We start from the raw sequence: 26828 nt of genomic DNA on the forward strand, positions 1-26828 counted from the left end.
TCAGGCTTATTCAAGTATGAAAAAGAACCTAGTCTGCTTGTCGCTCGGCATTGCTGCCTTGAGCGGCTGTAGTGATGACAGCATTACCCATCAAAAAAGTGATCCGTGGTTTGAGCAGGGACAAGCCCAGCTGCAATCGATCCTGAAGCGCAAAGACATCGAAGAAAAAGCCAAGAACATCATCGTATTTGTTGGCGACGGTAACGGCATTGCCTCAGTTACCGCGACTCGTATCTACAAAGGCCAACTGGACGGCGGGCAAGGTGAAGATTATCAACTGTCCTATGAGCACTTCCCTCATATCGCATTGTCGAAAACCTACAACACCAATGCCCAGACGCCAGATTCAGCCGGTACCGCTACCGCCATCATGACCGGAATTAAAACCAAGATGGGCCTGGTCTCGGTAAACGACAGCATTGACCGTGGCGATTGCCGCGCCGCCCTGCAAAACGAAGCGGCCACCCTGCTTGAGCTCGCTGAACTCGACGGACGTTCGACCGGTGTTGTAACCACCACACGTATCACCCACGCCACACCCGCGTCTACCTACGCACATTCTGCGGATCGCAATTTTGAAGACGATGGCTGGCTGAGTGCTGGTGATCGAGAAGCAGGCTGCAAAGACATTGCCCAGCAACTGATTGAATTTCCCTACGGCGACGGTATTGAAGTTGCCATGGGTGGCGGTCGCCGCCACTTCCTGCCAAAGAACATCAGTGACCCTGAAGGTGAATTCGGTAAACGCCGAGACGATCGCAACCTGATTGAGGAATGGCAAGAGCTGCACCCGGGCGGCAAATACGTCTGGAACCAAAAAGGGTTCGATAAAGTTGATCCGGAAAAAACCGATAAGTTGTTTGGCTTGTTTAACAGCTCTCATATGGAATACGAATTGGACCGCAGCAAAGATCGCGGCGGCGAGCCTTCCTTGGCTGAGATGACAGAAAAAGCCATCGATATTCTAGGCAAAAACGATGAGGGTTACTTCTTACTGGTTGAAGGCGGGCGCATTGACCACGCTCACCATGCTGGGAATGCCAAACGCGCCCTGGCCGATGGCATTGCCATGGCCGATGCGGTAGAAGTGGCCATGCGGAAAACCGACAAGGAAGACACCCTGATTGTGGTAACCGCTGATCATTCTCACACCTTCGTCATTCAAGGTTACGCCCATCGAGGTAACCCCATCCTCGGTTTATCACAAGGCCTGGACAAAAAGGGGCGCCCGGTACTGACACCCACGTTGGCTTTGGATGGCAAACCCTACACAACGCTCTCCTATGCCAACGGCCCTGGTGCGCATACTCACGGCCCTCGACCGCATGCAACCGAAGAGGAAGCTCAGGGAGACGATTACAAGCAACAGGCCTTGATTCCTTTCGAATCGGAGACCCATGCCGGTGAAGATGTTGCCATCTATGCTCGCGGCCCATGGGCACATTTGTTCAACGGTGTCGTTGAACAGAATTACATTTTCCACGCCATTAATCATGCAGCAGAGCTGGATGCCGAACGATAAGCCTTAACGTTAAATACGATGCAATAAAAAAGGGAGCGCGATGCTCCCTTTTTTATTTTCTTTCATCTGACCTTAAAACAGAAAATCAATTACTTTTTCTTCTTCGATTTTTTGTAGTGTTCCATCAAACGACGCTTCTTTGCAGCCTGGCGAGACGTCAGCTCATTTTTCTTCCCGGCATAAGGGTTATCAGTGGATTTAAATTCCAACTTGATCGGCGTACCATGTAAATCCAAAACCCGCCGAAAGGTTTTTTCCAAAAACTTTTTATAGTGGCTGGGTACAGATTCTGTCTGATTACCGTGAATCACAATAATCGGTGGATTTTTGCCCCCCGCGTGGGCATAACGCAGCTTGATACGATGGCCGCCCACCATCGGTGGTTGATGCGTCGCAACCGCATCTTGCAGAATTCGGGTGAGGTGGTTAGTCGTCAGTTTATCCGTCGCAGCACTGTAGGCCTGCTCGATAGATTCGTACAAATGCCCAACACCCGTGCCATGCAACGCTGAAATAAAATGGATGTCGGCGAAGTCAACAAAGCGCAGGCGGCGCTCCAGTTCGTTCTTCACGAACTCTTTGTGCTCATTGTCCAGCCCGTCCCATTTGTTGAGCGCCACAACCAAAGCCCGACCTTGATCGATCACGTGCCCCATCAGATGCAAGTCCTGATCAACCAGCCCTTCGGTGGCATCTACCAGTAAAACAACAACATTAGCATCGCTAATCGCCTGCAGAGTTTTTACGATGGAAAATTTTTCGACAGATTCTTTAACATTTTTTCGGCGACGAATTCCCGCAGTATCAATAATCGTGTACGGCTTTTCATTACGTTCATAATTAATATAAACACTGTCGCGGGTGGTGCCCGGCATATCGTAGACCACCACCCGATCTTCGCCCAGCAGACGATTCACCAGGGTGGATTTGCCCACATTCGGGCGCCCTACGATGGCCATCTTGATGCCTTTGGCCTCGTCTTCCTCAGCGTCCTCCACGACATTTTCAGGAAACTCTTCCAGAACCATTTCCATCAGGGATTTGACACCACGCCCCTGGGTCGCGGTCGTACCGTACACTTCACCCAAGCCCAGCTCATAAAACGGGGCCATCGCGACATCGTGATTCTGACCGTCAATTTTGTTGGCAACAAGGTAGGTTTTCTTGTTGTTCACACGAAGGTGATCGGCAATCATCTCATCCGCAGCGGTCAAACCGTCGCGGCTGTCGACCAGAAACAGAACCACATCCGCCTCTTCCACGGCTAACAGAGACTGCTCTGCCATAGCGGAATCGATACCCTCTTCATCACCTGTAATTCCGCCCGTATCGATTGCGATGAACTGGCGCTTGTTGATTTCACCCTCGCCATACTTACGATCTCGCGTCAGGCCAGCATAGTTGGCAACCAGGGCATCCCGGCTACGAGTAAGGCGGTTAAACATGGTTGATTTACCCACATTCGGGCGTCCAACCAAGGCAATTACAGGTATCATCTATTAATCCAGTACAGTCTGTAGGGCAACTTCAGAAGATTATGGCCCATTATGGCGTTTTCCGTGGGCCGCGAGTATAGGGATTTTCTCAGCAGTAGCAAGTTTTGCCCGGCTCTGCGGCAAATCAGCAATAAAAAAGGGCCTTAAAGGCCCTTTTCACTAGCGTAGCTCGAAGTCATGTGTGCTACTGAATACGGTAGGCAATCAACTCGCCACTGTTGCCGTAAACATAGAGGCGCTCGCCATCACTGATCATGCTCGCGCGTACGCCATCACCATCCACTTTCTCACGTGCCACAAAGCGGCCTTGTTCACGATCGAGCAAGTGCAGGTAACCTTCAAAATCTGTGACCGCAACATAAGAACCGATTGCCTGGGGTGCACCCAGCTCACGGCGCAGCATATTGTCGTTTTCCCAGATTTGTTCGCCATTGGCACTGTTCAAGGCGCGCAGACGATCATCAGCACCGGACACAAAAATGGTTCCATTCAACACACTGATATCTTTATGGCTAGAAGAATCCGTTGCCCACATAGGACGTCCGCTGGAGCGGTTAATCGCCATAATACGCCCCTGATAAGCAGAAGCGTACAAAATGCTGCCTTCTAACAGCGGAGTGGCGTCAATATCCACAACACGCTCCAGTTCGGTTTTGCCCTGGGGAATCGCAACGCGCTGCTCCCACACCTGAACACCGTCGGAAATGCGCAAGCCCACTGCTTTACCAGAAGCAAAACCAGCGTAAACTTTATCGCCGAACAGTACCGGGTTTGCCGTACCGCGCAGAGTCAACACGGGCACTGGATTGTCGTATCGCCAGATCTGCTCGCCGTTCTCGGCATTCAGTCCATACAGGCGACCATCCAGAGTTTGCACGACAACTACGTCGCCATTACTCTGCGGCGCGGAAAGAATTTCACTGCTCAGTTTGGTCTGCCAGCGCTCGCTGCCGTCATCACGGGACAAGGCATAAACCGTGCCGCTATAGCTTCCCAAAAAGATATTCTCAGGACCGGCACCTACACCACCTGCCAGCTCTTTATCCAGATCTTTGGACCAATTTTCACGGCCGGTTTCAGGGTTCAGGCTCACCACCTCACCCTCAGAACCCGCAGCAAACAGTACGCCGTCGGAAATTACAGGAGTCAATCGGCTGAAACGCGCATCCTGGCCCGCACCAATATCTTTTGACCAAACCTCATCCAGCTCTACAGTGGGCTCAAAGTCCACTAATTCCATAGGCTCGAGATTGACTTCATCGGTGGAGGAACAGCCAGCAATAACAGCAGATAACAACAGCAATGCAATGGGCTTTTTCATGTTATTGAGCGTCTCCATCCTGCTTCGCCAGGGCGACAACCGGCACACCCGCAAGCTTGTCCTGCAATGGCTGGCGACGAGCAAAATCTTCCGCTGCCAGGGAATCCAGCGCTAATTGATAAGAAGCTCGGGCGCGATCATTGTCGCCCTGAGCCAGATAGATATCACCGCGAGTTTCTGCGAAAGAACCCACAACAGCCTGAGTTTGGCCTTTATCCAGAGTCGCCAGGGCGGCGGCGTGATCACCAGTAGCAGCCTGAACTTTGGCCAGACGCTGATAAACAATTGGGCGCAGAGCCTCACTTGGGCCTTGGGCCAAAGCGGAATTCAAATGCTTGGCGGCGGATTCCAGATCGTTACCTTTAACCGCCAGCTTTGCCAAAAACAAATCACCACTAATGCCGTAAAAGCTGCCACTGTGTTCATCAACCAGCTGTTTGGCCAGGTACTTGGCGGTATTTTGCTGTTCTTCCGTTGGGCTCTGGGCACCGACTGCCTGCAATAGCTCTTCATAGACAACGGAGCCAGCTTCCGCTTGGGCCTGTTGCTTGTTCTGCCAGAATTGAAAGCCAGAGTAAGCCGCAATACCTAACAAAATCGCGGTCAACAAACTTTTACCGTTGTTGTCCCACCAGCGTTTAATGGCTTCTAATTGTTCTTCTTCAGTGAGATGTTCTGCCACTGTAACTCCTAATTACCTGCAAACCTGTTTATTTTCTACACAGGACTTTATTGTCAACGAGGCCTTAGCCAAGAAAGCCCGCTAGCCTATCACATGCGGCTAATAAGCCCTAGGGCTTATTAGCAACTCGATTAATTGCTCAATAATCCTTTTAAGGTGGACAACAACTGCTCATTCGCAACAGCTTGCTGATCACTTTGGCCGCGCAAAGGCTTGATCAAAACCTGCCCCTGCTCAAGCTCCTGATCACCCAGAATCAGGGCAATACGGGCACCACTGCGATCGGCTTTTTTCAGCTGGCTTTTGAAACTGCCGCCACCGCAATGATTGACCACACGATAGCCATTGAGTTCAGCGCGTACGGACTCAGCCAATGTTGCGGCAGCGCACTGGGCTTTATCCATATCATTACTGGCAGCAACAATATAAATGTCGGCAGCCGCAGGCAAAGTCTCGGGGAAGCTTTCCAGGGCTTCCAGCAACAGAACCAGACGCTCTACCCCCATTGCAAACCCAACAGCGCTATTGGGCTTGCCACCCAATTGCTCAATCAAACCGTCATAACGTCCGCCAGCACAGACGGTACCTTGTGCACCCAGCTTATCAGTAACCCACTCAAATACCGTTTTGGAGTAGTAATCCAAGCCGCGTACCAGTCTAGGGTTGACCCGAAACTCAACTCCGGCCTCGGTCAGCAGCCGTTGCACCTGTTCAAAATGCGCTCGGGATTCATCATCCAGATAGTCCAGCAACTGAGGTGCCCCATCCAACAAGGCCTGGGTATCCTGATTTTTACTGTCCAAAATTCTCAATGGATTACTGTCCAGGCGTCGCTGACTGTCTTCATCCAATTGATCTTTGCGCTCACTCAGATAAGCAACCAATGCAGCTTTATAGGATTCACGCGCTTCGTTAGAGCCCAGGCTATTGATCTCAAGGCTCAAAGCATCAATCACACCCAACTGGCGCCACAGGCTAGCCGTTAATAACAACAGTTCAGCATCAATATCCGGCCCTGCCATCCCATAGGCTTCTACACCAATTTGGTGGAACTGGCGCAAGCGACCTTTTTGCGGACGCTCATAACGGAACATTGGACCGGCATACCACAAGCGTTGGGTCTGGTTGTATAACAAGCCATGCTGTTCACAAGCACGCACACAAGACGCGGTTCCTTCTGGGCGCAAAGTAACGCTGTCGCCATTGCGATCGTCAAATGTGTACATTTCCTTCTCGACGATATCGGTAACTTCCCCAATGGAACGCTTAAATAGATCGGTCGATTCCACGATGGGAAAACGAATTTCCTGATAACCATAACTGGCCACACAATCGCGCACGGCTTTTTCCAAATACTGCCACTGCACGGACTGCTCGGGCAGCAAATCATTCATTCCTCGAATGGCTTGAATCTTTTTCAAACTAATACCTTTTACATTTTGCTTTAGGCGCTGTTAATCAGTGTTGTTAACCGACCCTAAGGCGCTTTTACGATTAAATCTTTCTCAGCTTCTTCTTTCTCAGCGGCTTTTTTACGAATCAGACGCTCGAGGTTATCTACGAGATTGTCTTTACCCAATTTATGATCCGCCTGACCGTCAATATAAATAGAATGATTTGGTGTACCACCGGCCAAACCGATATCCGATTCCTTTGCCTCACCCGGACCATTAACTACACAACCAATAACCGAAACATCCATCGGTGTGCGAATATCGTCCAGGCGCTCTTCCAACTGATTCATGGTCTGCACCACATCAAAGTTCTGGCGAGAACAACTTGGACAGGCTATAAAGTTAATCCCCTTGGCACGTAGTTTCAGGCTTTTTAAAATGTCCCAGCCGACACGCACTTCTTCCACCGGATCAGCAGCCAGTGAAACTCGCAAGGTGTCGCCGATGCCATCCATCAACAACATGCCCAGGCCAACCGAAGATTTTACTGTACCTGACCGCAGTCCACCGGCTTCAGTAATCCCCAAATGCAAAGGCTGCTCGATTTGAGTCGCCAATTGGCGGTAAGCCGCCACAGCCATAAACACATCAGAAGCTTTCACACTGACTTTGAAATCCTGAAAATTCATTTTATCCAGAATATCTACATGTCGTAGCGCCGACTCCACTATCGCTTCGGGTGTTGGTTCACCGTATTTCTTCTGTAGATCTTTTTCCAGAGAACCGGCATTCACGCCAATCCGAATGGGAATATTCAGATCACGTGCCTTTTCAACCACCGCCGCGATACGTTTTTCACGACCGATATTGCCGGGATTAATACGCAGGCAATCAACGCCAAGATCGGCAACACGTAATGCAATACGGTAGTCAAAATGAATATCGGCAACCAGAGGGATATTCACAGCCTTGCGAATTTCACCGAACGCTTCTGCCGCATCCAACGTCGGCACAGAAACACGCACAATGTCTGCACCCGCGTCCTGCAAGGCGGTAATTTGACCAACGGTTGCAGCAACATCACAGGTATCGGTATTGGTCATACTCTGCACGGAAATGGGCGCATCGCCGCCCACAGGCACATCGCCTACCATAATCTGCCTGGATTTTCGGCGCTTTATCGGAGATTCAAAATGCATAATCGGATCTGTATCAGGGAATCGTAATAGCGAGTGTTTTGCGTCCAGCTCGTGCCTCAAGTGGGTAGGCTTCTCCATCTACCTCCAATTCAACAGCTCGAACATTACCCAAGTTCACTCGGAACGGTGCCGGCCCCTGCAAGCGCAGTTGCTGACCGGCTTCTTTGGTGTTGCTGTACAAGCGCTTGCCAGTAGCATCACGCACTTGTAACCAACAACTGTCATTAAAACGGAACACTAAAACCTTTTCGCCTTCGGCTGGCTCGACAATGTCGTCATGCGCCAAGGCAGCTGCATTTGAGCTGGTAGCCACCGTTTCAGCGTTACGCTCATCACTAGAAACAACAGCCGCTGCTGTTTCTTCGGCAGCCTCAATGGGGCTTGTGGTATCTGCAGTATGGATCGCAGCCGTTTCCATTTGAGGCTCTTCAGGCTGACGATCTAAAGTATCAACGGATTCCGCAGCCTCGTCTTGCTCGGCAGGTTGATCACCAGCATCGACGGGCGCAGTGACGGATTCTTTAAGGTTGTTTGTTTCAAGCGAACCGGTTTCGGATTTGCTGGCAGCCGATTGTTGGTCCGCTGATTTAGGCTCGACGGAAGCAATCGCCGGAGATTTATCGCTTTCACTACTGCCTTGTGCAAACCACCAAACTGCAACAAACAACAGCAAAATCGGCAGCGCCCAAATGGCCTTAAAAGAACCGCCATTCGATGACAGGCTTGCACTGGGCTCCTCTTCTGTATCGGTCTCGAGCGAGTCAGAAGCATAGGCTTCATACTCAGCCAGCAGCATGTCGATATCCAATTGCAAAATTCGAGCGGCGTTCCGCAAATACCCCCGCACAAAGGTTGGTGTACCTACTTGCTCAAATGCATTTTGCTCAATCAGATGCAGCTTGTGTTTAGTGATTTTAAGTTCAGCAGCCAAATCTGCCGAACTAATGCCCAGCTGTTCACGAGCATAGGAAACAATAGCACCGGGACCCGGTGTTTCATTATTATTTTGCGTTTCCAATTCAGACATTAGCGTTGGGCACCTGAATTATTTCTCTGAAACTGATTACCTTGGGGAAACATATTTTTTAGTTTCATTTCCGCGCTGGATTCGCGATTCTTATCGCCCAGAACCTTGGCCAACTCCAACTCAAGCTGCACAGAGCGCGGCGAAAACGGTGAAACCATGTGGTACTGATCCAGCAATTGAATGGCCGCACGGTATTCGGATTTACTTTTGGCAATACTCGCCAACTCGATATAAGGACGAGCCATGTTCGGATTCAGGGTAATGGAACGGGCGAAAGCTTTTTCGGCGGCATCAATATTACCCAGAGCCAGCTGCGTCAGACCGACGTTGTTAAAGGCCAATGGGCGACGGTCGTAGTTGAGATCGTTGGCGGCAAACTGGAACTGATTCAACGCCTCACGGTAACGTTTTTTACCGTACAAAAAGGAGCCGTAATTGTTACGGGCCAACGATAAACTGCTATCGAGACGAATGGCACGCTCATAAAAACGTTCAGCGTTTTCATCATCGCCTTCACGCAACATCAGGGCCGCCATCCCACTATAAGCACCAGCTGAATTCGGATCGATTTTCAGTGCCTTATTGAAGTGAAAACGTGAAGAGTCGAGATTGTTCTGACGAAGGTATTCCAAACCCAGGCGAATATGGGTTTTCATCGCCTTTTGCATGTCGGGCTTTTTCTGCACCCTGTCATAGGTGGTTACACAGGCTGTTAAGCTCAACAACAGCCAACTTGTTATCATGGTTTTTACAAGGCTGCGAGTCATCGTGTTTATTCCACTTCTATGCGTTATTGATTATGCGAACCGCTTGTTCTTGATAGCGCTGAGAGCGACGAGTGCGATCGTTCACACTGCCCGCTAACTGCCCGCAGGCCGCATCGATATCATCACCGCGCGTTGTGCGCACAGTCGTAATATACCCTTCCTGCGTCATTATATCCTGAAAGCGGCGCAAACTATTGTTACTCACCCGTTTGTAATCCGACATTGGGAACGGGTTAAAAGGAATTAGATTAATTTTGACCGGGATGTCACGTAACAGCTGCGCCAATTCACGTGCATGCTCAGGGCGATCGTTGACCTGATCGATCAAGGTATATTCGATGGTAATTTTGCGGCGATTATCCGGCAGGTTGTCGATATAACGTTTGGCGCTATCGAGCAACATGGCAATGGGATACTTTTTATTAATGGGCACCAGCTCATTGCGCAACTCATCGTTTGGCGCATGCAAAGAAATTGCCAAACAGGCGTCCGTCAATCCATCCAGTTTATCCAGCGCTGGCACAACACCCGAAGTGCTCAAGGTAACCCGGCGCTTTGAAATTCCATAACAGTTGTCGTGCATCATGAGATTCATGGAATCGACAACATTATCAAAATTGAGCAGAGGTTCCCCCATGCCCATCATCACTACATTAGTAATCTTTCGGGGTCTATCTTCACCAAACTGGCCAAAGGACTTTGCCGCAATCCACACCTGACCGATAATTTCGGCAGCGCTCAAGTCGCGATTAAAACCCTGCTTTCCGGTCGAGCAAAAACTGCAATCGAGGGAACAGCCAACCTGGGAAGATACACACAAGGTTCCGCGCTCCCCATCCGGGATAAACACGGTTTCGATGGCACTGCCACCGGTGACTCGAATCAGAAATTTGCGTGTGCCATCCGCTGAATCGAATTGTTGAATCAGTTCAGGCGCTGTAATTTCAGCCTTCTCACTCAACTTGGCACGCAGGGCTTTGCTGATATTGGTCATTTCATCAAATGAATCCACGCCCATTTGGTGGATCCATTTGAGAACCTGTGCCGCACGAAAGCGCTTCTCGCCCATTTCTTCAAAAAAGGCTTCCAGTTTTTGCTGGGATAAACCCAGCAAATTCACTTTGCTTTCCACGGTTTCTGGCGACGACAGGGACATCAATCTAACACCTGAATTAGCGAGCGCAGATTTCGTCAGCAGCGAAGAAGTAAGCCACTTCACGCTCAGCAGAAGCTGAAGAGTCGGAACCGTGAACAGCGTTAGCATCGATGCTCTGAGCGAAGTCAGCGCGGATGGTACCAGCGGCCGCTTCCTGAGGGTTAGTTGCACCCATCAGGTCACGGTTTTTAGCAATAGCGCCTTCACCTTCCAGAACTTGAACAACAACAGGGCCAGAAGTCATGAAAGAAACCAGATCACCAAAGAAAGGACGCTCTTTGTGCTCAGCGTAGAAACCGCCAGCTTTCTCGTCGTCCAGCTGAACCATTTTCATAGCAACAATGCTCAAACCGGCTTCTTCGAAACGTGCATTGATTTGACCAATTACGTTTTTAGCTACCGCATCTGGCTTGATGATGGAAAGAGTGCGTTCTACCGCCATGTGTTTAATCTCCAAAAATTGTCATTAATTCAAAAAATTGTTTCCGCCCCATTTAGGCCACTGGACCCGTCTGGCGGATCGCCCGCAGACAGCAGCTATGGATACGGAAAACCCGTGCCCACCATCTCCAAGGCAAGCACGGGTTTTATCTGTTGGGTGTTAGGGGCTAGCGGCCTATTTCAATCAAGCCTTTGGGCACAGCCTTCATGGCGAATCGCCAGCTGGCACAGTCTTTAAAATGGCTTGGACCGACGCTCAATGCCCCAGTTTCGACAGAGGCGCCGATTATACACTTGTGAGGTCAACGGTTAAATAGCTGAAGGTCGCGTTAAAGGGCATAAAATCGCCTTAAAAAGCCCCAATTTGGGCATTTTTGAGAGCAATCTCACTGCGAAACATCAATTTGTTAACCCAGGCCCACCAAGCCAGGCCGAAAAGCCCGCAAATTGGCTAATCGGCAGCCTCTTCTATCCAGGCTGCCTGAATCGCTTCCAGCACCTTTTCGCCACAACGATTGGGATCATCGTTGAACCCCTCAAGGGCCATGACCCAATTTCGCAAATCAACGAAATTAACGAACTGAGGGTCGACATCCGGGTGAGCATCAAACAGCTCCATGGCGATATCGTTTACATCGGTCCAACGTAAATCCTGCATAGTGACCTCGCCTGTCGGCACCTAGTGGTGCTCTGAAACCTGATTAATCGTGTATTTGGGGATTTCGACCACCAAATCTTCATCGGCAACCCTGGCCTGACAACCCAAGCGGGAATCTGGCTCCAGGCCCCAGGCCTTATCCAGATAGTCGTCCTCCAGCTCATCCGCCTCTTCCAGAGAATCATAGCCCTCACGTACAACAACGTGACAGGTGGTACAGGCACAGCTCTTTTCGCAGGCGTGCTCAATCTCAATCCCGTTGCGCAAGGCAGCATCTACAATGCTCTCGCCTTTGGCAGCGTCTACGACCGCACCTTCCGGGCAAATTTCCTCGTGGGGTAAAAATACAATTTTCGGCATAATTCACACTCAATATTACTGTCGGCGCTTTTACGCCCGATTAGGAATCTATGTCATCCAGATTCTGGCCCGCCAAGGCCGATTTGATGCTTCGGTCCATTCGACGGGCCGCAAAGTCATCAGTGCACTGCGCAACCACTTCAATCGCCGCTTCAATGTCCCTCGGGCTCTCCGCAGACTGCCGGGTTTGCAGCAGCGCCTCCATCGCCTGAACAATGGTTTGCCGCTCTTGTTCGCTGAGCAAATCACCATCGGCCTCCAGTGCAGGCACCAGTGCTTCGAGAACCCGCTCCGCTTCCACTTGCTGCTCACGTAAGGCCCGGGCCTTCATATCATCCTTGGCGTGACTGAAGGAGTCTTGCAGCATGCGGCTGATATCATCATCGGCCAAGCCATAGGAAGGCTTGATATCCACACTGGTTTTCACGCCACTGGTAAGCTCTTCCGCGGACACCATCAACAAGCCATCAGCATCGACCTGGAAGACCACTCGAATCTTTGCCGCGCCGGCAACCATTGGTGGAATACCACGCAACTCAAAACGTGCTAACGAGCGACAAGCACTGACCAAGTCACGCTCGCCCTGCAAGACATGAACCGCCATTGCAGTTTGCCCATCTTTGAACGTCGTGAATTCCTGGGCCTTTGCCACCGGGATGGCTGTATTACGGCTGATAATTTGCTCAACCAAACCACCCATGGTTTCAATGCCCAAAGACAAAGGGATCACATCCAACAACAACATATCGCTGTCGGGTTTGTTGCCCACCAGGATATCTGCCTGGATTGCTGCCCCCAGAGCAACTACGCGATCCGGATCCAGATCCGAGAGCGGTTCCTGTCCGAATAAGTTCGCAACCGCTTCGCGCACCGCAAGCGTTCTTGTTGAGCCGCCAACCAAAACAACATTGTCCACATCCTCGGCGCTAATGTCGGCATCACGCAAAGCTCGACGACAGGACTTAATGCTGCGCGAAATCAGCGGCTGTAAAACCTCGGCCAGAGTTTCGCGATTCAACTCAAACAACTGATTATTGAACTCAATGGTGGTGCTGTGAGAACCCGCCAATTGCTCTTTGGCATCGCGAGCTTTTAGCAACAAAGCACGCTGTTCAACCGGCTCAAGCGTTTTGGCGTGTGCACTTTCGTTCAGCACCCAGTCGACAATCGCCTGATCAAAATCATCACCACCTAATGCCGAATCACCACCCGTGGAAAGAACCTCAAATACACCTTTGCTTAAACGCAAAATAGAGACATCAAAAGTTCCACCGCCCAAATCGTAAACCGCGATCAAACCTTCAGCCTGCTTATCCAAACCGTAAGCAACTGCCGCGGCTGTAGGCTCATTCAACAAACGTAAAACTTTTAAGCCCGCCAGGGTAGCAGCGTCTTTGGTCGCCTGACGCTGAGCTTCGTCAAAGTAAGCAGGCACCGTAATAACAGCACCATCCAGCTCGCTCGCCGAACCGGAAGACAAACTTCGCTCACCCAGGGCAGCGAGATGTTTAAGAATTTCAGAAGAAATTTCAATTGGGCTGAACTCGCCTGCAACCGTAGAAATATACGGTACGCCTGAACCTTCTTTTTCAGTGAAGGTGTACGGCAAACTCTGTCCCAGAGACGCACTGTCTTCGACACCGCGCCCCATCAATCGCTTGATCGAATTAATGGTATTCGCAGGATCGCTCAGCAGTTTTTCACTGGCGGCTTGCCCCACTACAACGCCACCCTCAGCAGTGTAATGGACCAATGAAGGACAAATAGAATTATCCTGCTCATCAGCCAACACAACGGGCTCACCACTTCGAACAGTAGCAACTACGGAGTTACTGGTACCGAGATCAATACCGATTGCCAGTTTGCGCTCATGGGGTTTGGCGCTTTGTCCGGGTTCTGAAATCTGAAGTAACACAAAATACCTATATAACAATCAGCCGCGAGCATCATAACTCAGCAGCCGTATTTATCGGGCTTCAATCAAGGTCGAGCAGTTCATCTTCTGCTGCTCGTAACTCTTTAGCAAATTTACTGGTGAAGTGCATTTTAGCAAGCGGCGCGACACATGCCGGGTAATCGCCCTGCTCATACAATCTCACAAAATCGGCTTCGATTTGTTTTTCCAGTTTTTTCTGGTTCGACATCAGTGACTGCAACTTGGATTCCGCGGCTGCTTCGTCACGGCTGAGCAATTGACGCAATTCTGCCAGTTCTTCACGCCACTCCATTTGCTGCATCAAAAACATGGGATCCTGATGAGTTTGATTTTCAAGATTACTCTCGATGCCCGCCAAATCCAAAAGATACTCAGCGCGTTTAACATTAACACTCAAAGTATCGAAGGCCTGATTCACATAAGCCATAGCCTGCACCGCCACACGCTGCTCTTGGGCACTGCCCGCAGCAAATTTATCAGGGTGACACTGCATCTGAAGCTGTCGATGGGTGCTCTTTAAGGCAGCCATATCAATTTCAAAGCCAGGCTCCAACTGATACAAGGCAAAGAAGTTTTCACTTAAATCCATGACTTTACTCATCAGAAAGTTACACAAAAAAGCCGGGGAAATACGCCCCGGCTTTTTCTGCAAAACTCTATAACACGACGTCTATAGCAATCTATATAAAATACTATACGTGGAAGCTCTCGCCACAGCCGCAAGCATTTTTTGCATTTGGGTTGTTAAACTGAAAACCTTCGTTAAGACCTTCTTTAACAAAATCCAGCTCTGTGCCATCAAGGTAAGCCAGGCTCTTCGGATCAACAACCAGACTAAAACCGCCTTGGTCAAAGGTATTGTCTTCCGGATTAACATCGTCAACAAACTCAAGCACATAGGACAAACCGGAACAACCTGTGGTTTGCACACCTACGCGAATACCAACGCCCTTCCCTCGGGAATCGAGGTGACGCTGAACGTGCTCAATGGCTGAGGCAGTCATCGTTAATGACATGATAAATCCAATACCTTCGTTAATTCACAAAAACCTGAGAAGCTGAATATAAAGCGCTTAGTCTTCACCGCGCTTTTCGCGTAAATCACGCACCGCCGCTTTAATGGCGTCTTCCGCTAAAACGGAACAGTGAATCTTCACAGGCGGCAATGCCAGCTCTTCAGCAATTTCGGTATTTTTAATCGCTTCGGCTTCACCCAGGGTCTTTCCTTTAACCCACTCGGTTAGCAAAGAACTTGAGGCAATTGCTGAACCACAGCCATAGGTTTTGAACTTGGCATCTTCAATAACACCTTCGCCGTTTACCTGAATCTGCAGGCGCATCACATCACCACACGCTGGTGCACCGACCATACCGGTACCAACACTGTCAGAGGATTCGTCCAGCTTCCCTACATTGCGAGGGTTTTCATAATGATCGATTACTTTATCGCTATAGGCCATTTTTTAACTCCACCTTAGCCAAGGCTAAAGGCTATTGCTGATTGAGCTGCCGCCTAGTGCGCAGCCCACTCGATTGTACTTAAATCAACACCGTCTTTATACATATCCCAAAGTGGCGACAATTCGCGCAGCTTGGCAACCGCATGACGGACTTTTTCAATCACAAAATCAATTTCTTCGGCACTGGTAAAACGACCAACACTAAAACGAATGGAGCTGTGCGCCATTTCGTCGTCTACACCCAGAGCACGCAAAACATAAGATGGCTCGAGACTCGCTGAAGTACAGGCCGAGCCGGAAGACACAGCCAGGTCACGCAAGGACATCAGCAAGGACTCGCCCTCAACGTAGGCAAAACTGATATTGATATTGGTGGAAACACGATCGTTCAGAGAACCATTCACGGTCACCTGCTCCATGTCTTTTAGACCATTCCAAAGCTGATCTTTCAGAGCATTGCAGTGTGTCTGATCCTTTTCCATCTCCACTCGAGCCAAGCGGAACGCCTCGCCCATGCCAACGATTTGATGGGTTGGCAAAGTACCGGAACGGAAACCGCGCTCATGGCCACCGCCATGAATCTGCGCTTCCAGTCGAACCCTTGGCTTACGACGCACATACAGCGCACCAACACCTTTAGGGCCATACACTTTATGAGCCGAGAAGGACATCAAATCAACCTTCATGGCGTCAACATCAATTTCAATCTTACCTGCACTCTGGGCAGCATCAACGTGGAAGAACACCTTATTCGCGCGACAAACTTCTCCAATCGCTGCGATATCGGTAATGGTGCCAATCTCATTGTTCACATGCATTAGTGAAACAACAGTGGTGTCTTCACGGATAGCGTCAGCAACTTGCTGCGCGGTGATCAAACCTTCAGAATCTGGTTCCAGATAAGTCACCTCAAAACCTTCGCGCTCCAGTTGGCGACAGGTATCCAGCACCGCTTTGTGCTCGATTTTTGAAGTGATAATGTGCTTGCCTTTGCGCACATTGAAATGAGCGACACCTTTAATTGCCAAGTTATCAGACTCGGTAGCACCCGAGGTCCAGACAATTTCGCGGGGGTCGGCGTTAATCAGCTCGGCAACATGAGCACGAGCGTTTTCAACAGCTTCCTCAGCTTTCCAGCCATAGATGTGGGAGCGGGAAGCAGGATTACCAAAATTACCATCCATAGTCAGGCAATTCATCATTACCTCGGCCACGCGAGGGTCCACTGGCGTCGATGCAGAGTAATCCAAGTAAATCGGTAACTTCATGATTTAGCCTTCAATATCCCGGGCTCAGGCCCGGGTTCACGGTTATCAACCCAAGCTGGATGCGCTGATGCGCTGCATTGAGTCGGCCTCTGCCTTCTGCAGAGCTTCTTCTTTATCCAAGCGCTCGGATACTTCCTGAATATCCTTGCGAGCCACTAAGCTGGCCAAGCTGATACCACTGAGAAAGTCGTGTATCTGGTCGCTCAAATCACACCAAAGGTGATGCGTTAAGCAGATTTCACCGTTACGACAACTACCAGTGCCACCACAATTGGTCGCATCGATGGATTCATTCACCGCGTCAACGATTTGAGCGACAAAAATCTCGTCGCTAGATCGACTTAAGCGGTACCCTCCACCCGGGCCTCGCACACTGCTCACCAGATCATTCTGGCGCAGCTTGGAAAACAATTGCTCCAAGTAGCTCAGTGAGATCTCCTGTCGTTTGGAGATACCTGCCAAGCTAATGGGGCCGTTATCGGCATGGAGCGCTAAATCCAGCATTGCTGTGACCGCATAGCGGCCTTTTGTTGTTAGTCTCATTATCAGGCTTCCAGCATTGGGGCGCGGCGCGCATTATTCAAAAACCCATGAGTCGAGTCAAGATAAACACCCAGTAAACGACTCAGGTATATACCCTACCATTACAGTCAGGATTACGCAATAAATCAAGCCGCTTCAGCCAGTTAGCGCTCAGACTCTTTGGACTTAAGCTTATTCTCCGTGTGATAAACATAGTTCTGCATAGCCGTTAAAACACCGCGGAGGATGTTTAACTCCATTTCATCCATACGCACACGGCTGTATAAACGACGCAAACGAGTCATGGTCTGGCGCGGGTTATCAGGCTCCAGAAAGCCGATGCGCTCAAGGGTTTGCTGCAGATGCTCGTAGTAATGCTCCATAGCCTCGGTTTTGGCCGGTGGCATATCCCAGTCATCAAAACTCAGCGCTTTACCCTCGCGCTCGTATTCCAGGCAGGCCAATCGCATTTCGTAAGACAAAACCTGGACAGCGGCGCCCAAATTCAGGGAGCTGTACTCAGGATTGCTGGGAATATGCACATGGTAGTTACATTTTTGCAGCTCTTCATTGGTCAAACCACGATCTTCACGGCCAAAGACCAGAGCAACATCGTGCTCCTCTGCTTCAGCCCAGGCTCGCTCACCACACTCTCTCGGGGTCAACATTGGCCAGGGAATACGACGGTCGCGAGCCGACGTGCCAACGACCAGGCCACAGCCGGCAATAGCTTCATCCAGGGTATCGACAACAACAGCACCATCCAACACATCAACCGCGTTGGAAGCGCGCCATACCGCCTTATCTGCGGGATATTCTTTCGGTGCAACCAGATAAAGGCTCGCCATCCCCATATTTTTCATGGCACGAGCCACGCCACCAATGTTTCCGGGGTGCGAGGTATTGACCAATACGATGCGGATTTTTTGTAAACGCTGGCTGTTTTCGGGGGCTAGACTGTCGGCCATAGGGATTCCTGCTTGCTACTTTGGTTGGCCACTGGCCAAAACGGCGGCAAGTCTACCGGAGATTGCCTCTCGTCGCTAGCACAGCCGGGAGCTTTACTCTATAATCGCCCGCCAACTGCTGTGCTAGCCGCAGCCTATGTTCTTTGACAAGTGAATTTGGTGACCCATGGAACCCATGCTGAATATTGCCCTGCGTGCTGCACGCAAGGCTGGCGAGCTTATTGAGCGCGCCCTGGAACGCGTTGACGTCGTAGCCTTTGAAGAAAAAGGCCGCAATGACTTTGTAACCGAGATCGATCAAGCGTCCGAAAAAGAAATTATCTATCACCTGCGCAAAGCTTACCCCGAGCATACGATTCGCGGTGAAGAAACCGGCGTAAGTCCAGGGAAAGACAGTGACTACGAGTGGATTATCGATCCACTGGACGGCACCACCAATTTCATTCATGGCATTCCTCACTTTGCCATCTCCATTGCCTGTAAATACAAAGGCCAAATTGAGCACGCTGTAGTGCTGAACCCCATTACCCGCGAAGAATTTACCGCCAGCCGCGGCCGAGGTGCCGCACTGAATGGTCGCCGTATTCGCGTGTCCCCTCGTAAAAGTATGGATGGCGCCCTGATTGGCACCGGCATTCCTTTCAATGGTTATGCTTTTGACAACATCACTCCATACCTTGCGGCCCTGCAGGAAATTGCTGGCCAAACTGCTGGCATTCGTCGCCCGGGTGCCGCCTCATTGGATTTGGCTTATGTTGCCGCAGGCCGTTTTGATGGTTTCTGGGAAATGAACCTGCAAGAGTGGGATATTGCTGCTGGCGTACTGCTGGTGAAAGAAGCTGGCGGCCTGGTATCGGATTTCAAAGGCGGAAATGGATTTATGGACAGCGGCAATGTTGTTTGCGGCACACCCAAAGTCTTCAAACCACTGCTTCAAATTGTTGGCAAACAGATGGGCAATATCTAAATCAGCCACCTGATACAACGCCTTTAAAAGCAAGCCAATAAAAAAGGCCGGAGTTAACAGCTCCGGCCTTTTTGTTTTGATCTTATAGCTTTAGATCTTTAGGAACACCAAATCAACCAAAAAAGCTCAAGCCAAAATATTTAGTGGCGACGGTGTTTACAAAGATCAGCAAGAGAACCACAGGAATAAAGGTAGACAGTGCAAAGTTAATGTACTTCTCAACAAAGGAACCACGATAATCCTCGCTGCCCTGCTCCAACTCCTCATTAAAGTTGTGCTTCTTCCAACGATAAATCACAAACAGACAAGCCAGCAAACCATTCAAAGGCAAAATGGTGTCATAGAAAATATCGTAGATCACATCAAACAGGGATTTGTTCGCGCCAGCGTACTCCATAAATTGAGTCAGAAAATCCACACGACCAAAGCTCAGAATACACGCAATGGTGAATACACCCATGCTCACGCCCAAAATGCTCAGCGCTTTTTTACGGCTGTAGCCTTTTTCATCAACCAGACTGGCCGTTGGCACTTCGGTAATGGAGACCAGAGAGGTCAAAGCGGCAAAGAACACCAGGGTAAAGAACAGAATGGCAACAATGCTGGCACCAACATAGCCGATGCTCACTTGCATCGCCAAAAAGATTTTCGGAAGGAAGCTGAAAATCAAGCTCACCGAGGAATCACTCAACGCATCAGTGTCTGTTGCGGGATCAAACGAGAAAATCGCCGGCAAAATCATCAAACCCGCAGAGAACGCCACCATGGTATCGGTTAAGGCCACGAACTTTGCCGAGCCGACAACATTCTCACGGCGCTCCATATATGAACCATAGGTAATCAAAATACCCATACCCAGGGAAAGCGAAAAGAACGCCTGAGACAAGGCCCCGTTAATCACCGAAGCATTAATCTTGCTGAAATCTGGCACGATGTAATATTTAACACCGGCCATAGCGCCATCCAGAGTCAGAACGAAGATCACCAGGCCAATCAACATAATAAACAGGCCAGGCATCAGGATCTTGGCACCTTTTTCGATACCGTCTTTAACGCCGCTCACAAGAATAAAATAGACAAGGCCTACCACCACAATCAGGTGAATAAACACCTCATTGCTGTTGATAAATTGACCAAAATAACTGGGGTCGGCTAACTGATCCAGATTGCCCATTAAGGCACCCACCAGATAACCAAAGATCCAAACGGTGATCACACTGTAGAACACCGCGATCATATAAGGCGTAATGACGGACAACCAACCGGCTATGGACCACAGGCCACCACCCGCCGAGCTACTATAGGCGCCCAAAGGGTCTTTCTGGAAACGTCGACCAATGGCCAATTCAGCCATCATTACAGGCAAACATATCAACAGCACAAACAGTGCATAGATAAATAGAAAGGCGCCCCCACCGTTTTTAGCGGCCCCAACCGGGAAACCCACCAGGTTACCGATACCCACCGCACTACCCGCGGCGGCCAGAATAAATCCGATACGGGACCCAAAATGCTCTCTGGCTGCAGTCATAGATTGTCTCTTCTAATTTTATAGTCGTTATGATTTGGGCAAATTGGCCCAAATTTTTGGTCATCATCGCCCATTTGGGGCTTTTATTCCAGTATGCGACCCCCTCTTCCAAAGGGAAATTCGAAGCCCGCAAATGGATTTTTTTAATAGACGAGCAGCAGGCCCCTAGCCGCAAAGGCCTTTGGCCTGGAGGCCGTAAAAGGAAAGCCAAAACCGGGACAATAAAGAAAGAGGGAAATGCAGAACTGAGGGCAGAACAGCCCCCAGCGAAAGTCGATTAAAAATTAAGCTTTAATCCACACATATCGAGCTTCAGAAATCGCCACTACTTCACCACTGTCGTCTGTCAGCTCCTGCTTGTGGTTCATTTCGGCTTTACCGTTCTCCAGGGTTTCTTCTTTCATGCGATCCAGATCGGCAAGATCCATCTGCATATCCACATGAATATCCGTTAAGGCCGGACGACGGTAGCGAATGTTCATTTCAGCAACAATCGGATAAATTTTCTCGCCCTGGAGATAATCAAGAAACAAAACACCGCCAGGAAACTCCGCCAGAGTAAATAATGAACCGGCATACATTGTGCCCACATGGTTCGCATTCGGCGCCAGTGGCATTTTTGCCTTCACTCGCCCTGGACTAACCTCAAGCACCTCGGCCCCCATATGGCCAATAATTGGAATACTAATCCCTACGTCTTTCGCTTCACTCATTATTCTTCTCCGCTGAATGTTTCTTATCACACTCGCCTGGCGAGCAATTGCATCAATCATACCCCCCAAATGCCTCGCTCGCTTTACCAGAAGTGACAAAGCATTAACCAATTTGCTCAGGATAAAACAGCCATCACCCCAAAATCCAAATAGAAGCCTCCGCAACAGAGTAGAAGGCTTTACAAAACCTAGCCTTTTACCCCTTGTCATCTCTTCCGGCGATCGTCATTCTATGCTCCCTCACAAGACATAAAGTCAGATGCTAGTACAGGCATTGAAACCTCTTCCTTGAACCAACCGTAAAAAATACCATGAGTGAAACTCTAGACTTAGGGCAGGAAGCTGCTGACAGCCAGGACAATAATCCCCAAAAGCGCAAACGCCTGAGTATACTTCTTGAGCTCAGCCCATTTGTCACGCCCTACAAGAAAACACTTATCGCCGCCCTGTTCGCATTGCTGCTAACGGCCAGCGCAAGCCTCGCGATTGGCCATGCGGTTCGACTGCTTATCGATCAGGGTTTTGTCGGCGGCTCACTGGAAGAACTGAATCAGGCAATCTTCTTCTTAGTCGGCATCATCACCGTGATCGCCTTTGGCACATTTATCCGCTTTTATCTTGTGTCATGGCTTGGGGAACGCGTCTGCGCCGATATACGAACCAAAGTTTTCGATCACCTACTGACACTAGAACCCAGCTTTTTTGAAACCAACCGCAGCGGTGAAATCATGTCGCGCCTGACGACAGACACCAGCTTGCTGGAAAACATTATCGGCTCGTCACTGTCAATGGCCCTGCGTAACAGTCTCACTTTTGTTGGCGGATTATTGATGCTGTTGCTCACCAATTTTAAGTTGAGCCTTATCGTATTGAGTGCCGTTCCTCTTTTACTGGGCCCACTGTTGATTTTTGGTCGCCGTGTACGCCGCCTCTCACGCAGCAGCCAGGATCGCATCGCTGATATGGGCAGCTACGCCGGTGAGGCAATTGAACATATCAAAACCGTACAAAGCTTTGGTCAGGAAAACTACGAACGCAAAGCATTTTCCGGTGAAGTTGAAGCCGCGTTTAATGTTGCACGCAAGCGCATCAAGTATCGTGCGATGCTGATCGCAGCTGTCATCCTGTTTGTTTTCGGTGCCATCAGCGGAATGCTGTGGGTCGGCGGCTATGATGTATTGCAAGGTAAAATGAGTGGCGGCGACCTCGGTGCCTTTGTTTTTTACGCGGTTATGGTGGCCAGCGCAGTTGCAACCTTATCGGAAGTCTTCGGTGAACTTCAGCGCGCCGCAGGTGCCGCTGAACGTCTGGTCGAGCTGTTAAATGTAAGCAGTAAATTGCACATCATCGAAAACAGCGATCAGAAAGAAAAGCCAAACCTATTACCTGAACATGCTCGCCAACTACAGTTCAAGAATCTTAATTTCAGCTATCCGAGCCGCCCGGATCAGAAAGCGCTGAACGATTTCAGTTTAAACATCGAAGCTGGACAAGCTGTTGCTTTAGTCGGCCCCAGCGGCGCGGGCAAGTCGACCGTATTTGAGCTGGTGCAACGCTTTTACGACCCGGACGCGGGTAGCATTGAGCTGTCTGATGTCGATTTACGAACGCTCAGCCCGGAAGAGCTGCGCAACCATATGGCACTGGTCCCTCAACAACCAGCCCTGTTTACTGCCACCGTGGCGCACAACATCGCCTACGGAAAAATGGATGCCAGCGAAGACGAAATCATCGCCGCCGCAAAGGCCGCCCACGCACATGACTTTATTATGCAGCTGCCACAAGCTTATCAAACACCCTTGGGCGAGAAAGGCGCGCAACTTTCCGGTGGGCAACGCCAACGTGTAGCCATTGCCCGAGCCATTTTAAAAGATCCAGATATTTTATTGCTGGACGAAGCCACCAGCGCCCTGGATGCTGAAAGCGAATTTCACGTTCAAGCTGCACTTAATGAGCTTATGAAAAATCGCACCACCCTGATCATCGCCCACCGATTGGCGACCATTACCCATGCGGATAACATTGTCGTAATGGACGAAGGCGGAATTGTTGCTCAGGGGCGTCATAATGAATTGATTGAAAGTTCTCCGCTCTACAAGCGCTTGGCGGAGTTGCAGTTTAATCAGTAAGCGGACAACAAATTCGGTGCAAACACCTCGGGCCTTTCTTAGGCCCGGCACTTCCACTCAATGAATTCATCGCTTTGGGTAACCATCGCTATAAACGCCTTAAGCTCGCCCCCAATAGACACACCTGAGTCTCGTATATTTCCAATGAAGTTCTGTACCGCCTGAAACTGAGCCAAATAATAGAGGACTTTCAAATGTAACAGCTGAACTTTCTCAGATGCATCGGATGTATAGATCGAACTAATTTCGATATAAGCCAGATCAAAATACCCCATATTGAAATGGGCCGTTGCGAGGCCAATACCTGCACGAGATTGATCGTAAGCTTTTAAGGAAGAATAAACCGCCAATGCCTCCCGAAAAAACCCATACTGCAACAGTGCCTCTGCATGGATCCATTTCGACTCAAACGCATACCCCTGAATCACGCGTCCCAAACTTCGGCTTAGCTCTTCTTCAAATAAAGACGCCTCCTTTAGTCGCTTTCCGCCCAAGTAATGGGAAAACACGTCGCCAATCAGTTGCTCATCTCCAGGATTATCCTTCCAGCGGCGCTTAAGCATGACTATGGAATGCTCTGATGACATATGCCCTCCTTAGGAGCCTCTATTCATTGAAAACCGAGTATTGAAAACAGCCCTGAATGGTCTGGCAATAATCCAATGCAATCAATCGAACAAGATTATGAAGTACTTGTTTACCCATCAGCACTTTTCCCGGGAATTCCTCCTCCGGGCACCGCCGCCCAACACCTGTGGATAGCACCTCTGAATAACACCTTGGCCTTGGAAGAGCGAGATGTCCTAAGCCAACAAGTTCAGCTATAATCCCCCCCCTTTTCCGCATGCGCAGCCCATGCACCATCCAGCATCACCGAGGTCAGGCCTTTGAAACCGAGCAACACCCCATTAATGGAGCTAATCCAGGACCCACAATTGCACCGAGCCCTGGAAGCCCAGGAGCTGCAATCCGCTACCGCCGTGCAGGAAGCAGCTATCCCGGTTGCCCTGGAAGGCAAGGATTTAATGGTTTCGGCCGCCACCGGCAGTGGCAAGACCCTGGCCTTTTTGCTACCGGTGTATCAGCGCTTGCTGAGTAAAGATTCCCCAAAGACTGGCACCCGCGCCCTGATTCTCTGCCCCACCCGTGAACTGGCACGCCAGATCCTCAAACAAGCAACGCTTCTGAATAAGTTCTGCCGCATTGAAGCCGCAGTGATCGCCGGGGGCGCCGAATTCAAATATCAAAAAGCCATATTGCGCAAGAATCCGGAAATCATTATTGCGACCCCGGGTCGACTGGTTGAGCATATTGACAAAGGCAATACCGATTTAGGTGATTTGGAGACTCTAGTCCTTGATGAAGCGGATCGAATGCTCGACATGGGCTTCAGTGAAGATCTCGAACGTATCGCCAGCGAATGCGGCAGCCATCACCAAAGCCTGTTGTTCTCTGCCACCCTAAGCCATGCCAAGGCGGAAAACCTGGCCCAGAATCTGTTAAATGACCCTCTTTCAATTGCCATGGAGGATCAGGAAGAAAGCCAACCGAATATTCGACAACAACGCATTCTGGCCGACAGCCCGCAGCACAAAAAGCAGCTGCTAAGCTGGCTCCTTGCTAATGACCGCTATAACAAAGCCCTGATCTTCACCAACACCAAAGCATTGGCCAGCGAGTTACGCGGATTTCTGGCGTACAGCAAACAACGTGTTGGCGCACTGCATGGCGATATGGAACAGGACGAGCGCAATCGCACGATGGATCGCTTCCGCCGAAACCACATCAATGTTTTGGTGGCCACCGATATCGCAGCCCGTGGACTCGACGTAAAAGACGTTGACCTTGTGATCAATGTCGATATGGCTCGCAATGTGGACGATTACACCCATCGCATTGGCCGCACCGGACGCGCTGGCGCTCAGGGTATCGCCATCAACCTGATCAATTCCAATGAATGGAATCTAATGGCGAAGATCGAAACCTCCCTGGGTGTTCGCATGAAAGCCCGCAGCATCGAAGAATTACCCAGCAACTTCAAAGGCCCGAAAAAAGTTAAGAGCACCGGTAAAAAAGCCGGCGTGAAAAAACGCAGCGATAAAGACGATAAAAACAGCAAAAAAAGCAAGCCCAAGAAACGTCTGCGCGATCAAAAGAATATCGGTAAACGCCGAAAGGCCAGCGCAACAAGAGCTGAGACCCTGGGCGATGGCAGCGCGGCATTCAGCCCCGCCAAGCGCAAGCCGTTTAAGGACGATCAGGATTCCTAGTTTTTAAAACAGCTTGAAAACAAAAAGCCCGCAATTTTCATTGCGGGCTTTTTGTTTAGAACAGAGATCGAGTTTAAAACTGGATTTTCGCCAAAGCCACATCCGCTTGCTGATTCCCTTCTCGACTCAACCACAGCAAACCGGGCTGTTTGCTATCCCAAACCACAGCCTCCCATTGGCCATCGGGTTCGATGTCGTAACGTTGGGCGCTGCTCCAGTCCAGCGATTTCCCGTCGGCCGAACGCTTCACTCGCCACAGAAAGCTCGACATGCCATTCCAACCCAGCTGGTAACCGAGAATTGCAAACTCGTTGCGGGCCTGATCATAATCAACGGCAGTCACTAACATATCCACCGGATAGCTAGCACTGGCGGAAACTGTTTGCTCGGTTTCATTTTTATTTAAACGGTACAAACTGCTGTGCCCGTCCTGGCGATTTTTGCTGAACAGCCAGAGCTCATCGCCGACATTAGCCAGGCCTTCAAAATCAAAATTATGGACCTCTTTGTTCGGCACCTGTTTAGGCTTGCCTGCAATGCGAAGTGTCATTTTTGTCGCTTTTACAGAGCCCTTATCGGACACATTTTCCAGATCTTTCCAGGCAAGGCGATATAAATAGGATTCTTCACGCTGACCAAAGTTGTCGCCGATGTCAGCAACATAGAGATGTTTTTTGTCATGGGCCATTTCTTCCCAATCAAAGTTATGGCCGTTCTCGATCAAAACCGTCTTTTGTATTTCACCCTGCTCGTTGATAGCGTAAATACGCGCCTTATCGCCGCTGTCGTTGTGGGTCCACAGCAGCTCGCCATGTTGTGCGAGGCCTGAGGTTTCCTCCAGGGTTTTCACCAGCTTACTCGTCTGGGCATCACTGAAACTTAAGCCCAGTTCGCTGTGTTGCTGTCCGGGCATATAAACGCATGCTGCAACGCTCGCCACTACTGTGGCAAGGCCGGCAATATGGGCAAAGCGCCTAACTCTGGATGTTCCTGTTTTCATCATCTTCGTTCTACTTCTTCCTGAGATTATTTAGAATTTTT

The 26828-nt window shown here is 50.0% G+C and carries 26 protein-coding genes; 4 read left to right on the plus strand and 22 right to left on the minus strand.

Annotated elements, in window-relative coordinates; genetic code table 11:
- Positions 1 to 16: 16 nt before the first annotated feature.
- Positions 17 to 1522, plus strand: coding sequence for an alkaline phosphatase family protein (locus G8768_RS16960; protein ID WP_166843751.1), 1506 nt, complete (start codon positions 17 to 19; stop codon positions 1520 to 1522).
- 89 nt (positions 1523 to 1611) lie between these two features.
- Here G8768_RS16960 and der read toward each other — a convergent pair whose 3' ends face one another.
- The 18 genes from der to trmJ all read right to left on the minus strand — a co-directional run bounded on the left by der (position 1612) and on the right by trmJ (position 18177).
- Positions 1612 to 3018 carry a ribosome biogenesis GTPase Der gene (gene der / locus G8768_RS16965; RefSeq protein WP_166843750.1) on the minus strand — a complete coding sequence of 469 codons (1407 nt, stop codon included), beginning with the start codon at positions 3016 to 3018 and terminating at the stop codon, positions 1612 to 1614.
- A 184-nt stretch (positions 3019 to 3202) separates the two neighbouring features.
- Positions 3203 to 4339, minus strand: a complete 1137-nt coding sequence (gene bamB, locus G8768_RS16970) for an outer membrane protein assembly factor BamB (protein WP_166843749.1) — start codon at positions 4337 to 4339, stop codon at positions 3203 to 3205.
- A 1-nt stretch (position 4340) separates the two neighbouring features.
- Positions 4341 to 5021 carry a tetratricopeptide repeat protein gene (locus tag G8768_RS16975; RefSeq protein ID WP_166843748.1) on the minus strand — a complete coding sequence of 227 codons (681 nt, stop codon included), beginning with the start codon at positions 5019 to 5021 and terminating at the stop codon, positions 4341 to 4343.
- Positions 5022 to 5152: 131 nt separating this feature from the next.
- Complete coding sequence (gene hisS / locus G8768_RS16980) at positions 5153 to 6442, minus strand: histidine--tRNA ligase (protein ID WP_166843747.1); 1290 nt, start codon at positions 6440 to 6442, stop codon at positions 5153 to 5155.
- Between the two features lie 56 nt (positions 6443 to 6498).
- Positions 6499 to 7614, minus strand: coding sequence for a flavodoxin-dependent (E)-4-hydroxy-3-methylbut-2-enyl-diphosphate synthase (ispG, locus tag G8768_RS16985; RefSeq protein WP_166843746.1), 1116 nt, complete (start codon positions 7612 to 7614; stop codon positions 6499 to 6501).
- A 13-nt stretch (positions 7615 to 7627) separates the two neighbouring features.
- Entirely contained in the window at positions 7628 to 8641 is a 1014-nt protein-coding gene (locus tag G8768_RS16990) for a RodZ domain-containing protein (RefSeq protein ID WP_166843745.1), read from the minus strand.
- Complete coding sequence (pilW, locus tag G8768_RS16995; RefSeq protein WP_166843744.1) at positions 8641 to 9408, minus strand: type IV pilus biogenesis/stability protein PilW; 768 nt, start codon at positions 9406 to 9408, stop codon at positions 8641 to 8643. Before pilW ends, G8768_RS16990 begins: the two co-directional genes overlap by 1 nt.
- 16 nt (positions 9409 to 9424) lie before the next feature.
- Positions 9425 to 10564: a dual-specificity RNA methyltransferase RlmN gene (gene rlmN / locus G8768_RS17000; RefSeq protein WP_166843743.1), complete on the minus strand. Its 1140-nt coding sequence runs from the start codon at positions 10562 to 10564 to the stop codon at positions 9425 to 9427.
- Positions 10565 to 10580: 16 nt separating this feature from the next.
- Positions 10581 to 11006, minus strand: coding sequence for a nucleoside-diphosphate kinase (ndk, locus tag G8768_RS17005; protein ID WP_166843742.1), 426 nt, complete (start codon positions 11004 to 11006; stop codon positions 10581 to 10583).
- A gap of 450 nt (positions 11007 to 11456) precedes the next feature.
- Positions 11457 to 11663, minus strand: coding sequence for a Fe-S cluster assembly protein IscX (gene iscX, locus G8768_RS17010; protein ID WP_166843741.1), 207 nt, complete (start codon positions 11661 to 11663; stop codon positions 11457 to 11459).
- A 21-nt stretch (positions 11664 to 11684) separates the two neighbouring features.
- Entirely contained in the window at positions 11685 to 12023 is a 339-nt protein-coding gene (gene fdx, locus G8768_RS17015; RefSeq protein ID WP_166843740.1) for an ISC system 2Fe-2S type ferredoxin, read from the minus strand.
- 40 nt (positions 12024 to 12063) lie between these two features.
- On the minus strand, positions 12064 to 13938 hold the full coding sequence (hscA, locus tag G8768_RS17020) for a Fe-S protein assembly chaperone HscA (RefSeq protein ID WP_166843739.1): 1875 nt from the start codon (positions 13936 to 13938) through the stop codon (positions 12064 to 12066).
- 61 nt (positions 13939 to 13999) lie between these two features.
- Positions 14000 to 14548: a Fe-S protein assembly co-chaperone HscB gene (hscB, locus tag G8768_RS17025; RefSeq protein ID WP_166843738.1), complete on the minus strand. Its 549-nt coding sequence runs from the start codon at positions 14546 to 14548 to the stop codon at positions 14000 to 14002.
- Positions 14549 to 14651: 103 nt separating this feature from the next.
- Positions 14652 to 14975, minus strand: coding sequence for an iron-sulfur cluster assembly protein IscA (iscA, locus tag G8768_RS17030; protein ID WP_166843737.1), 324 nt, complete (start codon positions 14973 to 14975; stop codon positions 14652 to 14654).
- A gap of 57 nt (positions 14976 to 15032) precedes the next feature.
- On the minus strand, positions 15033 to 15419 hold the full coding sequence (gene iscU, locus G8768_RS17035; RefSeq protein WP_166843736.1) for a Fe-S cluster assembly scaffold IscU: 387 nt from the start codon (positions 15417 to 15419) through the stop codon (positions 15033 to 15035).
- A gap of 53 nt (positions 15420 to 15472) precedes the next feature.
- Positions 15473 to 16687 (minus strand): IscS subfamily cysteine desulfurase, encoded by a 1215-nt coding sequence (locus G8768_RS17040; protein ID WP_166843735.1) that lies wholly within the window; start codon positions 16685 to 16687, stop codon positions 15473 to 15475.
- 45 nt (positions 16688 to 16732) lie between these two features.
- Positions 16733 to 17230 carry a Fe-S cluster assembly transcriptional regulator IscR gene (iscR, locus tag G8768_RS17045; protein WP_166843734.1) on the minus strand — a complete coding sequence of 166 codons (498 nt, stop codon included), beginning with the start codon at positions 17228 to 17230 and terminating at the stop codon, positions 16733 to 16735.
- 143 nt (positions 17231 to 17373) lie between these two features.
- Positions 17374 to 18177, minus strand: coding sequence for a tRNA (cytosine(32)/uridine(32)-2'-O)-methyltransferase TrmJ (gene trmJ, locus G8768_RS17050; protein WP_166843733.1), 804 nt, complete (start codon positions 18175 to 18177; stop codon positions 17374 to 17376).
- Between the two features lie 166 nt (positions 18178 to 18343).
- Between trmJ and G8768_RS17055 the strand changes: the two genes are divergently transcribed.
- Complete coding sequence (locus tag G8768_RS17055) at positions 18344 to 19144, plus strand: inositol monophosphatase family protein (protein WP_166843732.1); 801 nt, start codon at positions 18344 to 18346, stop codon at positions 19142 to 19144.
- 112 nt (positions 19145 to 19256) lie between these two features.
- On the opposite strand, the gene G8768_RS17060 is transcribed toward G8768_RS17055, so the two are convergent.
- Both G8768_RS17060 and G8768_RS17065 read right to left on the minus strand, forming a co-directional pair.
- Complete coding sequence (locus G8768_RS17060; protein WP_166843731.1) at positions 19257 to 20675, minus strand: sodium-dependent transporter; 1419 nt, start codon at positions 20673 to 20675, stop codon at positions 19257 to 19259.
- A gap of 284 nt (positions 20676 to 20959) precedes the next feature.
- Positions 20960 to 21388 carry a PaaI family thioesterase gene (locus tag G8768_RS17065; RefSeq protein ID WP_166843730.1) on the minus strand — a complete coding sequence of 143 codons (429 nt, stop codon included), beginning with the start codon at positions 21386 to 21388 and terminating at the stop codon, positions 20960 to 20962.
- A gap of 311 nt (positions 21389 to 21699) precedes the next feature.
- On the opposite strand from G8768_RS17065, the gene G8768_RS17070 reads away from it, so the two are divergent.
- Positions 21700 to 23517: an ABC transporter transmembrane domain-containing protein gene (locus G8768_RS17070; RefSeq protein WP_166843729.1), complete on the plus strand. Its 1818-nt coding sequence runs from the start codon at positions 21700 to 21702 to the stop codon at positions 23515 to 23517.
- A 38-nt stretch (positions 23518 to 23555) separates the two neighbouring features.
- Here G8768_RS17070 and G8768_RS17075 read toward each other — a convergent pair whose 3' ends face one another.
- Complete coding sequence (locus G8768_RS17075; protein ID WP_166843728.1) at positions 23556 to 24104, minus strand: hypothetical protein; 549 nt, start codon at positions 24102 to 24104, stop codon at positions 23556 to 23558.
- Positions 24105 to 24404: 300 nt separating this feature from the next.
- Here G8768_RS17075 and G8768_RS17080 point away from each other — a divergent pair, with 300 nt between their 5' ends.
- The gene (locus G8768_RS17080; protein WP_243749597.1) at positions 24405 to 25787 is read left to right on the plus strand and encodes a DEAD/DEAH box helicase; all 1383 of its coding nucleotides are present in this window, start codon (positions 24405 to 24407) and stop codon (positions 25785 to 25787) included.
- 73 nt (positions 25788 to 25860) lie between these two features.
- On the opposite strand, the gene G8768_RS17085 is transcribed toward G8768_RS17080, so the two are convergent.
- On the minus strand, positions 25861 to 26790 hold the full coding sequence (locus G8768_RS17085; RefSeq protein ID WP_166843727.1) for a hypothetical protein: 930 nt from the start codon (positions 26788 to 26790) through the stop codon (positions 25861 to 25863).
- Positions 26791 to 26828: the final 38 nt, after the last annotated feature.

The organism is Pseudoteredinibacter isoporae (genome assembly GCF_011602085.1).
GTDB lineage: Bacteria > Pseudomonadota > Gammaproteobacteria > Pseudomonadales > Cellvibrionaceae > Pseudoteredinibacter > Pseudoteredinibacter isoporae.

What these genes read in the sequence shown, in the direction of transcription:
- hscB (WP_166843738.1), bottom strand. Translation starts at nt 14,548, where the DNA reads ATGGATTTAAGTGAAAACTTCTTTGCCTTGTATCAGTTGGAGCCTGGC.
- G8768_RS17055 (WP_166843732.1), top strand. Translation starts at nt 18,344, where the DNA reads ATGGAACCCATGCTGAATATTGCCCTGCGTGCTGCACGCAAGGCTGGC.
- iscR (WP_166843734.1), bottom strand. Translation starts at nt 17,230, where the DNA reads ATGAGACTAACAACAAAAGGCCGCTATGCGGTCACAGCAATGCTGGAT.
- rlmN (WP_166843743.1), bottom strand. Translation starts at nt 10,564, where the DNA reads ATGTCCCTGTCGTCGCCAGAAACCGTGGAAAGCAAAGTGAATTTGCTG.
- ispG (WP_166843746.1), bottom strand. Translation starts at nt 7,614, where the DNA reads ATGCATTTTGAATCTCCGATAAAGCGCCGAAAATCCAGGCAGATTATG.
- iscA (WP_166843737.1), bottom strand. Translation starts at nt 14,975, where the DNA reads ATGTCATTAACGATGACTGCCTCAGCCATTGAGCACGTTCAGCGTCAC.
- bamB (WP_166843749.1), bottom strand. Translation starts at nt 4,339, where the DNA reads ATGAAAAAGCCCATTGCATTGCTGTTGTTATCTGCTGTTATTGCTGGC.
- iscX (WP_166843741.1), bottom strand. Translation starts at nt 11,663, where the DNA reads ATGCAGGATTTACGTTGGACCGATGTAAACGATATCGCCATGGAGCTG.
- G8768_RS17040 (WP_166843735.1), bottom strand. Translation starts at nt 16,687, where the DNA reads ATGAAGTTACCGATTTACTTGGATTACTCTGCATCGACGCCAGTGGAC.
- G8768_RS17065 (WP_166843730.1), bottom strand. Translation starts at nt 21,388, where the DNA reads ATGAGTGAAGCGAAAGACGTAGGGATTAGTATTCCAATTATTGGCCAT.
- G8768_RS17070 (WP_166843729.1), top strand. Translation starts at nt 21,700, where the DNA reads ATGAGTGAAACTCTAGACTTAGGGCAGGAAGCTGCTGACAGCCAGGAC.
- G8768_RS17060 (WP_166843731.1), bottom strand. Translation starts at nt 20,675, where the DNA reads ATGACTGCAGCCAGAGAGCATTTTGGGTCCCGTATCGGATTTATTCTG.
- G8768_RS16960 (WP_166843751.1), top strand. Translation starts at nt 17, where the DNA reads ATGAAAAAGAACCTAGTCTGCTTGTCGCTCGGCATTGCTGCCTTGAGC.
- G8768_RS16990 (WP_166843745.1), bottom strand. Translation starts at nt 8,641, where the DNA reads ATGTCTGAATTGGAAACGCAAAATAATAATGAAACACCGGGTCCCGGT.
- fdx (WP_166843740.1), bottom strand. Translation starts at nt 12,023, where the DNA reads ATGCCGAAAATTGTATTTTTACCCCACGAGGAAATTTGCCCGGAAGGT.
- trmJ (WP_166843733.1), bottom strand. Translation starts at nt 18,177, where the DNA reads ATGGCCGACAGTCTAGCCCCCGAAAACAGCCAGCGTTTACAAAAAATC.
- G8768_RS17075 (WP_166843728.1), bottom strand. Translation starts at nt 24,104, where the DNA reads ATGTCATCAGAGCATTCCATAGTCATGCTTAAGCGCCGCTGGAAGGAT.
- pilW (WP_166843744.1), bottom strand. Translation starts at nt 9,408, where the DNA reads ATGACTCGCAGCCTTGTAAAAACCATGATAACAAGTTGGCTGTTGTTG.
- iscU (WP_166843736.1), bottom strand. Translation starts at nt 15,419, where the DNA reads ATGGCCTATAGCGATAAAGTAATCGATCATTATGAAAACCCTCGCAAT.
- ndk (WP_166843742.1), bottom strand. Translation starts at nt 11,006, where the DNA reads ATGGCGGTAGAACGCACTCTTTCCATCATCAAGCCAGATGCGGTAGCT.
- G8768_RS17085 (WP_166843727.1), bottom strand. Translation starts at nt 26,790, where the DNA reads ATGATGAAAACAGGAACATCCAGAGTTAGGCGCTTTGCCCATATTGCC.
- der (WP_166843750.1), bottom strand. Translation starts at nt 3,018, where the DNA reads ATGATACCTGTAATTGCCTTGGTTGGACGCCCGAATGTGGGTAAATCA.